This window comes from Ruminococcus difficilis, from assembly GCF_016680995.1.
In genome coordinates this window covers 25504-36387 of record NZ_JAEQMG010000066.1, presented here as the reverse complement: position 1 = coordinate 36387, position 10884 = coordinate 25504, and the positions used below count along the sequence as shown (strand labels likewise).

At 54.5% G+C, this 10884-nt stretch carries 7 protein-coding genes; 1 reads left to right on the top strand and 6 read right to left on the bottom strand.

Annotated features, from left to right (window positions below; translation table 11 throughout):
- Positions 1-180: transposase domain-containing protein (locus JKK62_RS07835; RefSeq protein ID WP_201427448.1), on the top strand; the 180-nt coding region annotated here is incomplete at its 5' end.
- A gap of 383 nt (positions 181-563) precedes the next feature.
- Here JKK62_RS07835 and JKK62_RS07830 read toward each other — a convergent pair.
- The 6 genes from JKK62_RS07830 to JKK62_RS07805 are packed head-to-tail and all read right to left on the bottom strand — an operon-like array spanning position 564 to position 10876.
- Positions 564-6386: an Ig-like domain repeat protein gene (locus JKK62_RS07830; protein WP_201427447.1), complete on the bottom strand. Its 5823-nt coding sequence runs from the start codon at positions 6384-6386 to the stop codon at positions 564-566.
- Positions 6387-6445: 59 nt separating this feature from the next.
- Positions 6446-6778 (bottom strand): hypothetical protein, encoded by a 333-nt coding sequence (locus JKK62_RS07825; protein ID WP_201427446.1) that lies wholly within the window; start codon positions 6776-6778, stop codon positions 6446-6448.
- Between the two features lie 10 nt (positions 6779-6788).
- Entirely contained in the window at positions 6789-8705 is a 1917-nt protein-coding gene (locus JKK62_RS07820) for a protein kinase domain-containing protein (protein ID WP_201427445.1), read from the bottom strand.
- Entirely contained in the window at positions 8702-8860 is a 159-nt protein-coding gene (locus JKK62_RS07815; RefSeq protein ID WP_201427444.1) for a hypothetical protein, read from the bottom strand. The genes JKK62_RS07820 and JKK62_RS07815 overlap by 4 nt, the downstream gene beginning before the upstream one ends.
- Positions 8860-9186: a WXG100 family type VII secretion target gene (locus JKK62_RS07810; protein WP_201427443.1), complete on the bottom strand. Its 327-nt coding sequence runs from the start codon at positions 9184-9186 to the stop codon at positions 8860-8862. The genes JKK62_RS07815 and JKK62_RS07810 overlap by 1 nt, the downstream gene beginning before the upstream one ends.
- Positions 9179-10876 carry an FtsK/SpoIIIE domain-containing protein gene (locus JKK62_RS07805; protein WP_201427442.1) on the bottom strand — a complete coding sequence of 566 codons (1698 nt, stop codon included), beginning with the start codon at positions 10874-10876 and terminating at the stop codon, positions 9179-9181. Before JKK62_RS07805 ends, JKK62_RS07810 begins: the two co-directional genes overlap by 8 nt.
- Positions 10877-10884 lie beyond the last annotated feature (8 nt).

Below are 10884 nucleotides of genomic sequence, written 5' to 3'. Positions count from 1 at the left end.
GAAACAGCAAAAGCAAACGGTATAGAACCGTACACCTATCTTAACCTCATCCTGACAGATATGCAGTACATGGGCAGACCGTTTTCAAATGAAGAACTGGAAAGCTTCATGCCCTGGAGTAAGGAGATCAAAGAATCCATTGCAACGAGAACCAAACCGGCACCATTAACAGAAGAATAAGGTTTTTGCATAATCAAGCCCTCGGTGTTTTGCCGAGGGCTTGCGTTATGTTTGATGGGGTGGTTGTTGAGCGGTTACGGTCAGTGTCGCGGACAGTTAATTTTCGTGACGGTCTACCAGTTGTGCTGACACCTGTACGTTGAGTGTGCTGTGTGCTTTATCTCGTTCCTTTCTGTGTTTACTCTATTTTCCATTTTTTGAAAATCCTCCTTGTATTTTACGTAATGCGTCGCCAAACACACCACTATTATACTCGGAGGTTTTCTTTTGCTAAAGCTTTTTTATTCTCCCCCAGTTGAACTGGGGGTTTATTTCCACGCCTAAAGGCAATCGAAAGCAATCGCCCACACCTGAAAACACAGGTGTGGGCGATAACAATGGTTTTACTTTTTGAGCTTGCGCTTGCGGAGGAAAAGGATCAGTGCGACCACGCCGCCTGCCAGCAATACGCCGCCGGCGCCGAGATAGAGGCGGAGGTTACCGACGCGCAGATATCTGACGCAGTCGGCGTTCCATTCGTTGCCCGCCTCGTCTGCGAGCACGATATCAATGTGATGCAGACCCTCAGACAGCTCGAAGGAGAGCTCCTTGTTTGCCTTATCGTAGTTGTATTCGATGGGAACGCGCTCGTCCTCTCTGGGACACTCATAGATCTTGGTGAGATCCTCGCTCAGGGTCTCGCTGATATTGGTCAGCGTGACCGTGACGGAATCGGTAAACATATAGTTGTGCCAGCTCACGAAGTCCTCCGGCTGAGTTGCGGACGGCGGCTCGTTGTCGAGGTGGATGGACGCCAGATCGAGATAGTTCGTGTCGTCGATGCTGACGGAAAGGTACATTCTGGTGTCGAGGCTGTCATCCTTGAAGGTGTCGGAGAAGAACGTGCCCGGAAGCGTTTTGTGTAGGATATGGGCGGTCTCGGAAACCTCCGTCTCTTGCTCGGTGAGGTGGCTGTCGGTAGAATAGGTGTCCTCGTCATTGCGCAGGACGACCTTGCCGGCTGCCTTATCCTCATTGAGGGTGATGACGCTGATCTCCAAATCGCTGAAGTTTGTCGCTTTCTTGCTGATCGCTTTGCCGTTTTCGTCCATCAACGAATAGTAGCCGCTGTGATTTTCCTTGCTGCTGTTGTCGATATAGGTGAGCAGATCGGTATCGACCAAACGGAAATAGGTATCGTTGATCGGCTTGCTCTCGTTGCCTGCCTTATCGACGGCGGTGTAGGTGAAGGCGTAAACACCGTCGCGATCGAAGGATTTGACGGAGAACACCTTGTTCTCGTACTTGTCGGTGGTCAGTTCATCGGAGAGCTTGTCGGGAACGATGGCGTCAAACTCCATGCCGTTTTTGTACGCGGGACGGAAGATGTTCGCCTCGATCTTGATGCGCTCAAAGTTGTTGTCCTCAAACTCGACCTTCGGCGCGGGATCGTTCTTTTTCTTTTCGTTGTAGACCTCAGAATAGGGCGTTTCGACGAAGTTCTTTTCGGTCGCCAAAACATCGTTGCGGCTGTAGAGCTTCGGAATGGTGGTGTCAATCTCAAAAATCGGGCTGACAGCGCCGATACCCTGATTTTCTGCGCGATCCTGCGGATTGATGGAGATGTGATAGACGGCGTCGTCCTTGCAGGGAATGCTGATGCTGTGGGAATCGCCGTTATCCGTCCACGCCTGACCGGCGCCGATTTCATACCAATCGCTGTCGCTGTGATCGCTGCCGGGCGATTTGCTTTCGACGCGGAGACGCATATCCGGTTCATAGAAATTGTGTTCCACGACGGTAATGGTGGCAGTTTTTTCTTCTTTGAAGTAGTTGCCGCCGTTGGTGTCAGCGTTGAAGGTGTCAAAATTGGTGGTGATAACGGGAGCGGTGGCGTCCACGTTGAAGCTCTGGTGGAAGGACGGGATCGCCTCGGCGCTGCCGTCCACATAAATCTGCGTGACGTGTCCGCCCAAGTCCGTGCCGGTAAAGGAGAAGTCGTAGTCGCCCTCGGGGAAGGTGACATTGGCGGTATGGACGTTGCTGCCGTCCGCGGAGGAGAAGCTGACGCTCGGCTGCGCGGAGGTGTAGGTGTTGCGGATGGTGTCGATCATCAGCGTGGGATCGAAGTTGCGCTCCGTCACCGTGATGGTGAAGGTGGTGCTGCCCTGATAATAACGGTCATTGATCAGTCGCGAGGGATTGGTGATGGTCACCTGCGGTGCGATGGTGTCAATGGTGAAGGGTGTGCTTTTGGCATTGGCGCTCGTATTTTTGGAACGGTCGGTCGCATTGAAGGTGAGCTGAATATCGTTGTCGTCCTCGGAGAAGGAGAACACGCGCGTGGCCTCGGTGATGAGGTTTTCATCCCTGCCGGTGATCTCCCAGCCGTTGGCAAGGGCGGTCTCGCCATTGTCGCCGATCGCGGTGACGACCGGATCGTAGCTGTTGCGCTCGGAGCTCTGGGAATGAACGATCTCGCGCAGTCCGGACTGGGTATCTGTTACCGTCACGCGGAAGCTGACCGATTCGGTAAAGAGCGAATTGCCGTTGTTGTCCTTGCCGGCGGCATTGTCGGGAAGCGGCTCGATGGTGACAGTCGGCGCTTGGGTGTCGAGCACCAGCGCGTAGGAGGTGACCTCCTCCGACATATTTCCGACCATATCGTCCGCTTTGACGAATACCTGACCCTTGAAGTCCGCGGGAAGAACACATTCCGCCTGATTGTCCACGATCGCCGCGTCGTGGGCTGTGGAGCCGGTCTCCTTGCCGCCTGCGTAGGAAACCAAGCGGAAGTGCATCCGGTGGTTGCCGGAGGATGCAATGGCGCCGCCCTTGGTGTCGTCCACCGTGACGACGACAGCAGCGCTGTCACGGAAATAGAAGCCGTAGCGCAGCTCGGAAACAAAGGTGCTCGTGCCCTCGGCGCCGTCTACCGTATAGGGCTTGAACGCGAAGCTCTTGATTTCGGGAGCGGTGACGTCACGGTAAAACTCCTGACGCTCCGTGAGCGATACGTTGCCGGCGTTATCGGTGACAACACACTCGAGAAGATATCTGCCGCCGGCGTCATTCTTTGCCAGTTCGGCGAGCGCCTCGCTGGAGAACACGTAGGACAGAGAGGTGATTTTTTCGTTCTTGCTGCCGGTTTCGGCGGTTGCCAGCGGCGTATCGTTTTTATCCTTGAGAACCGGCTTGCCGTTGACCGTCAAAACGACGTCGCGGATACCGGATTCATCGTCGGAAACGCCGAGGGCGATTTCCTGATCGTGACGATACCAGATCTGGTTGTCGGAGCGGGCGGCGCCTTCACAGGGCGGAAGCGTCAGCTTTGCCGCGGGAATGACGTTTTCGAGCATGACAAGGTTATTGCCGGAGGAATCGTCGGAATTCGCGTCGCTGATGTCAGGCTGGATGATCGTCTCCTTGCCCAGCTTGTCCACGACCTTGACCTCGACATTTGCGCAGACAACGCCGGGATCCTCGAGAAGCTCCAAATCATGGGAAACGGTTTTCTCGTCACCGGACTTGGTGTTGTTGAAATAAATCGGATCGGAAACGATCTCGTCGTCGTCAATTTTGTAGGTGAACACCGCGTAATCCGGTCCGACGCCGTAGTCGCCGTCGTTGGCGGTAACGCTGAGGATAACGGAATCATTGAAGAAGGCGCCGAAGGTCAGGAAGTTGATCGCATTTTGCAGGAAATTATTCTTTTTCGCCGCGGTGACGCGCTGTACGGTGGGATCCTGCGTATCGACATGGAGCGTATACTCCGCCGTAGCGGCATTCCTTGAACGGGTAACGATTTGGGCGCTGACATGATAGCAATCGTTGTCATAGGGAATGTCGTCCTTGCTGACGCTGATTTCCAGATAGCCGTCCTCGGGGTGATAGGGATATCTGTTCCGATGACCGTTAACGGTGACATTGAGCCACTTGACACGGGAACCGGTGGTCTGGGGATGGATGCGGAAGGTCACCGCATGGGATGACGTATCCTCTATGACCCAGTTTTCGGTAATGCCGCCGTCGTAGGTGATTTGCCGAACCTCCGGCGACACCACCTCGATATAGCCGGTCGGATCGCTGTGGTCGATCTCGAATTCTCTGGTCTCCGTGTTGCTGTTGCCGGCGAAGTCCTTGGCGGTAAAGCAATAGACATATGTGCCGTTTTGGAACGCATCGGAAGCGGTGTCCAGTGGGAACTCGTAGCTTTCCTCGGTATTGGAATCGAAGGTGAGCTCCTCGACGACCGTCTCGTCGCCGAATTGATCGCTGCCTGCCGGCATGAAGCGATAAGTGATCTTGATATACTGCAGATCCTTGTCGGCAACCGGATCGGAGTCGGAAATCTCGGTGTTGATGCTGCCGCCTTCCTTACCGAAAATCAGGTTGTCCTCATCCTCGATGTTGCCGTCGATCTTGACGTCGATGTGAGGCGCGTTGATGTCTGTGACCCATCGGTCGGAGGTGATGGTGTCCCATGCAAACGCGTCGGCGCTGCCCAGCTCCGCAAACAGCTCGCGGAGGGTCTTGGTTTCCGAGTTGCCGTATTCATCCGTCATTTTGACGCAGAGGTTTTTCAGCTCGCGCGGCTCTTTGGTCAGGTTGAAACGGTACTCGTCGTTCTCGCCCGCCTCTGCATTGATGACGGTTTCGGGGTCGGCATCCTTGTCGATCAGGCTGACCGACTGTATTTCGGAGGCGACTTTGCCCTCCGCGCGATCCTTGACGACCATGGTCAGAATGACCGCGTCATTGAAGTAGTTGCCGAATTCGTAAGGCGTCAGCACATCCTTGAGGCTGCGCTGATCGTCTGCGGGCTTAAGGGAAATGGCGGTCGCATGAGGCGGCTTGCTGTCTCTGCCGTCTGCGCCGTCTTCGGAGTAGGACTTCGCCTCGGGCTCGCAGACGTTGCCGACGCGGTCGGTGATGCGCAGGTACAGCTTGTACTTGCCCTCGTCCGACTCCGGCAGCTTGTCCGAATTGTACTCGGTTTCGATGATGTCCAGCCGTACCTCGTTATTCGGATTGTCGTCGCCGGCGTCCAGCGGGACCTCCTCATAATCCTTGTCCTCTCCCCACTTGTATTCCAGCTTGGCAATACCGGAGCCGCTGTCGGTGACAGAACCGCTGACCTTGATCTTTTTCTCGCGGTTATCGTAAGTCACCTTGGGTTGAGTGTCGGGATCGGCGCCGAGAGCGGGCTTCTCCGTATCCAGAATCAACGCATTGGAGGTCTCGTCGTCGCGGATGCGGAAGGTGATCGGACTGTCAATAGAATTACCGTTGTCGATATGGCAGTAAATGTCCTTGAATTCGACCGTTTGATCCGGATCGACCTCCAGACGGAATGTGACCGTGTGACGGTAACGGGTATCGCTGTCATCGTCGGTATATTCCTCGCCCTCGTCGCTCGTCAGATTTGCGGCAGGACTGCCGTTGACGTACAGGGTAAACTGCATCGGCAGATCCTGTTTCTCCGTCGCCTTGATTTCCAGACGCACCGTGCCGTTTGCAATGATACCGAAGTCGTGACGCTCCAGAACGGTCGCGGTTTCGCCGTAAAGATAGGTCTCCTCGAGCTCCGGCGCTTCGGGGCGCTGCACATCCGGCTGAGCGTCCTCCTGCACCGCAAGGATGTAGTTGGCATTGTCGGTGCCGGCATCCTCGTTGAACGCATAGACGTAGTCGTCACCCTGCTGCTCAATCCGCAGCTCGGTGCCCTCGAGCACAGAAACGCTTTCACCCTCAAGGATGTCGTCGTTGTTCAGCGAATAGTCCACGTTAATGGGATAGGTATCCGTCGTGAGGTGCGTCTCGTTGTCCTCGGGAATCACGTGCAGCTTCCGCTGCGTGATGTCGCCCGTGGTTTCAAAGGTAAAATCAGCGTCGGGACTTTTGAGCGTATATTTATCGGCGTCCTTACCGGTAAAGTGAAACGCGCTCAGCTTGACAGCGAGTCCTTCAGCGGCATTGAGGCTTTCGTATTCCGCATTGGCGGCAAGTACCACCTCGTGATTGTTCCGAATCCCCTCCGGCTTGAAATCGGGAAAGGTGATTTCGGAGGTCAGTGCGCCGTCGTACACCTTGGTGACGATCAGCTCGTCTGTAAAGGATTCATCCAGACTGATTTCTTTTTTGCCGGCAGCCGATGCCAAAAACGAAAACTGCGTAAACAGCAGAACCGTCGTGCAAAGGATGGCAATAATCCGTCGATGTGTCAATTGTAAACTCCCCTTTTTCCTCATTTGCTCATTTGTATGTAAAAGGCAGAACGCCTTGATTACCGCTGCGTATATTTTGTGTTGCGCTTGTGCTTGTTGTTATACAGGATCACCGCGATCATGATACAGATCAGCACCAAAAAGGCAAACACGATGGTCAAGACCAGAAAAATCGCAGCGTAGTTCAAGTCGGTCTCGTAGAACAGATCCCAGCGGAAAATAAACTTGGCTGCCAGATAAAGGACGATCAGGGCGCCTGTCAGGATGCCTCCTGCCTTGATGCCCAGCAGAAAGGACGCCATGAAATCCTCGCGGAACTTTGCAAACGCTTTTTTGCGGTTGCTGCGTTTTTCCGATAATCTTTTTTCTTCTTCTTCGGTGCGAATTGCCATATTGTCCCTCCTATCGCTCAATCGCGTTGAGCTGTTCACGGATGTCGCTGCGGTTCGTCTGAAGGCCGGCGGCGATGGTATCCACCTTTTTGCCGGTCAACAGCTTGCCTGCCAGCTTGGACACCGCGCGTTGGTACTGCGGCTTGCCTGCCATTTCCGTCGCTGTCCGGTAGGCGGAGATCAAAACCTCCGCGTCGCCGTCGTCAGCATCGTTGACCTGCGCGATCGCCTTTGCCAGCCGGTATCCCTCGCTGCTTTGCTCATCCTTCAGATTGATGCGGTATACGCTCTTGGCAACGGCGTCCATATTGTCGCTGCGCGCGTACTGCATGACCTCGTCGAGATAAGGTCCCCAGGTGCTCTGGTTGCGGAAATGCTTCTGCAACAGACCGGTGACCAGCGACGCCTCCTCTTGGTCGATCACATCGTCGTTGGGCGCGCCGCCGTGCATAAAGCGGACGATCTCGTTGAGGTTTTCCTGGCGGGTTTTTTCGAGCGGCACCTTCATCATTTCCTCGGAAATGTCAATCAGCATCGCGATTTGGTTTTCGGTATAGCTGTTGGTGAGTCTGCCCCATTTATCCCATGCAAAGACATTGGCAAAAACCTCCAGCAAAATGAACAGCACCAAAAAACACGCCATCGCCGCGCCGCAAAAGCCCGCAACGCCGATCATCTGGCGTACCAGCGGGTCGGACTTTCGGTCGAGTGACGGGATCGCGTCGCGCGCACGCTCAACGTCGTTTTGCAGGACGGCAAAATTGTGATAATAGGTGTTCGGCGTTTTGGCGGGCTCCTGAAAGCCCTGCTCGCGTGTGCGTGTGCATTTTTTGAGGATCGCTTCTATGGATTCGTGGAAAGCGATGTCGACGTCGCGGAAATCGCGGTCGCAATAGTCCAAAACCTGCTCCTGATGGATACGATCCTCATAATACTTGGTGATCGCCTTATTGAAAAATGACGGATCGGTCGCTTCCTCCACGCTTTCAAACGCCTTGCGGCAAAGCTCGTAGGAATAGAAGCATTCCCAGAAGGTCGCGCCGAAGCCGAATATGTCGCTTTCAATGGAAATGCTGCCATACTGCAGCGCGCCGATCTGATTGATAAACGGGTACAAGCCGTTTTCTGCCTGCGCGTAGCATTCCGGCGCAGTGTAGCCGACCGTGCCGTAAGAATAGAAGTTGTCCTTGCCGATATCCTGCCACTGCCTGTCGGTGTAGTCCGCCATGAAGCGTTTTCTGACTTGGTCGTTGTAGTGCTGATAGACGCGCCGGTCAACCAGATCCTGCGAACGTCCGAAGTCGATCAGCACCAGCTCCTTGCCGTGCTTGGTGACCATGATGTTCTCCGGCTTGATGTCGCAGTGCAGGATGATGGGCTTGTTGGGGTCGGTTTTGCCGCTGTCCTCGTTGGTGTTGGAAACGAACTTCATGATCTCGCACAAATTGATCATGAATTGTACCAGTTGGTTCTGGAATGTCACGATCTCCCGATAGTCATAGGGACGGTTGTTGCGCTCCCAGCGGCGTTTCTCATTATCATAGGTAAACCAGCGGTGAATACAGTAATCCTGAAGGGATTCGCCGTCGATAAACTCTTCTACCACGCAAAAGCAGTTTTCGGCGGAAATCTCACCGCCGCGGTAAGGAACGGAAAAGTCGCCCAGATCCTCGATCACGTCGAGCACACGCACCACCGAGCGGCAGGTTTGCAGCGACTCGATGATCTTGTACTCGCGCTCCATAAAGTCGGCGAGACGGTATTTGGGCTTGAATTTCAGCGCACAGGAATAGCGCAGATCCCCGCCGAACTTGATGCCCTTAAAAACAATACTCTCGGTACCCTCTGCAATAAAGCCGTCGTGATTGACGCCGTGCTCGGTGTCGATCCTATAGCTGAACTCGGTACCGCGGATAATGGTGCTCATGACTGCTTCTCCTCGTCATACTCGCGGAAAAAAAGATTGTAGATCGTTTGCGGATCGTCCGCGGAGGTTTCGCGCAAAAAGCGCTGCTCTGTTACCGGCGACTGCTCGTTTCTTACCGCGCCGAATACGCCGGTCTGTCGTTCCTGCGCTGCCATTACGTCTCCTCCTCGGGATCGCCCGCGTGTCGGTTGTATTCTCCGAGCTCGGCGTCCATGGAGTGGTATTTTTCAATAATGTCCTTGAGCGCCTTGTCGTTGATGGTATCGAGGATCTCCTTGATGCCGCCGACCTTTTCGGTGATGTGATCGGCAACATTTTTGTAGGCTTCCTTGCCGCTGCCCTGCCAGTTGCTGAGCAGGGTGCGGTTGATCCTGTCAAATTCGTCTCTGATGGCGGCAAATTCGCGGATGGCTTCCTCGCTTTCGCTGACAAAGCTCTCGAGCTTGCCGATATCCGCTCTTTTAAATTCATAGTCACTCATCGTTCTCGTCGCCCTCCTTGATCAGCTTGACCTTTTTCAGCTCGTCCTTCTCCACCGAATACATATAGCCGTCGCCGAGCTCGCAGGAGGCGTATTCCTCCTTGAGGCTCTTGGTATCCATGTTGCCGAACACGGATTTCTGACCGCGCTCGTTGACAAATTCGGCGATGTTATCCAGCAAAAACGCGGTACCGATGGTGTAGTTGAAATACTCGCGGATCTCGCTGTCGCTGATGTTTTTGATATCGGAAAATATAAAAATCCAGTTCTTTTCTTCGGCACGCGCCGCGAGATTGGGCAGAATGATCTCCATATACACCTTCGCCGCCGGCGAATTGACATAGAGGAATTTGCTCTGCATGACAAACACGACGTTGTCGTTACGGTTGTAATCCTCCGGTGCGCCGGGCTCGATCTGGAGACCGGTGCCGAAAATCTCGTTGAGCACCAGGTTGCCGACGCGCCTGACCTTAGACAGGTCGATGAAATGGCGGTGAACATACAGCACCAGCTGCTGCAGCGGCGAGAGCTTCATGTTGACGATGCCGCCGTTTTTCTCCTTCATCGGCACAGTGGCATATTCGCTGAAATACACCTTTCGTTTTTCCTCGCACACCTCGTCGGCAAGGTGACTGCGGAGCTGCTCTCTGCCGTCGTCAAAAAAGACGAAGCGGTACTGCGGATTGGACAGCAGGTTTTTCAGCAGACGGCGCAGGAGGTTGGTTTTTCCGAACTCCTTTTTGCCGTAGATCGCGATGACGCCGGCGGACTCGTAGTGCATACGGCACGGCTTACACTCGGTGTAGTCCAAGCCGACCGTCACGTCGATGCTGTCCGGAAGATCGGCGTCCGCAGGGTCGATAAAATCCGCGGCGGCAGCTTCGGTGAGTATCTCCGGAAAACGCCGGTATTTTTTGACCGATCTGTCGGCGAAATAGCGGGTCAGGTTGGCTTGGAAGCGCTCGTCGGCGCAGTCGTCGGCAAGGTTGAGCTGCAGCTCATAGGGAACCTGCGCCGGCAATGCGCCCACCGTATCCTCTGCGGGCAGGGTGACGTTGGCGTAGCCGTGTCCGGGGTTGTTGCCCACGGGGATGACCTTGTGGCTGAAAATATCCATGTAGCTTTCCGCGGGCATTTCCAACGCGATCTTTTGCTTGAAATTGTTCATATAAGAGCCGAGCCCCTTGGTGGAGCTCGCCGTCATGACGACGGTGATGCCCTTGGAAAGTCCGTCGCGGCACAGCTTCGCCAGCTTTTCCTGGTAAGCGGTGTAGCGCGGCTCATCCAAAAAGGCGTTGACATTGTCGATAAACAGGGTGGTGTGGATCGGCTGACGCTCCGTGCAGGAGGCATAGTTTTTGCCCTTGAGCGCGGAGATATTGGATTTGAGCTGATCCTCCATCAGCTTGAACACGCGCTTGACATACTCCTCGTTGGCATTGTCAAAATACGCCGACACCAACGGAAGGGTTTCCAGATCCGCCAGCGCGCCGCCGAAATCGAGGATAAAAATCTGTTCGTCCCTTTCGCGGTAGAGCTTGTGCAGGATCAGGGTGAGCAAGCGGATCAAATTGGATTTTCCGCTCATGGGAGAACCGAACAGCAGGATGTTGGTTTGCAGCAGGTCGACGCGGAAGTCCGGCTGCTCCTGCTTGATGGGGATATCCTGGTGTCCGAGAACACAAATCATATTTTTTT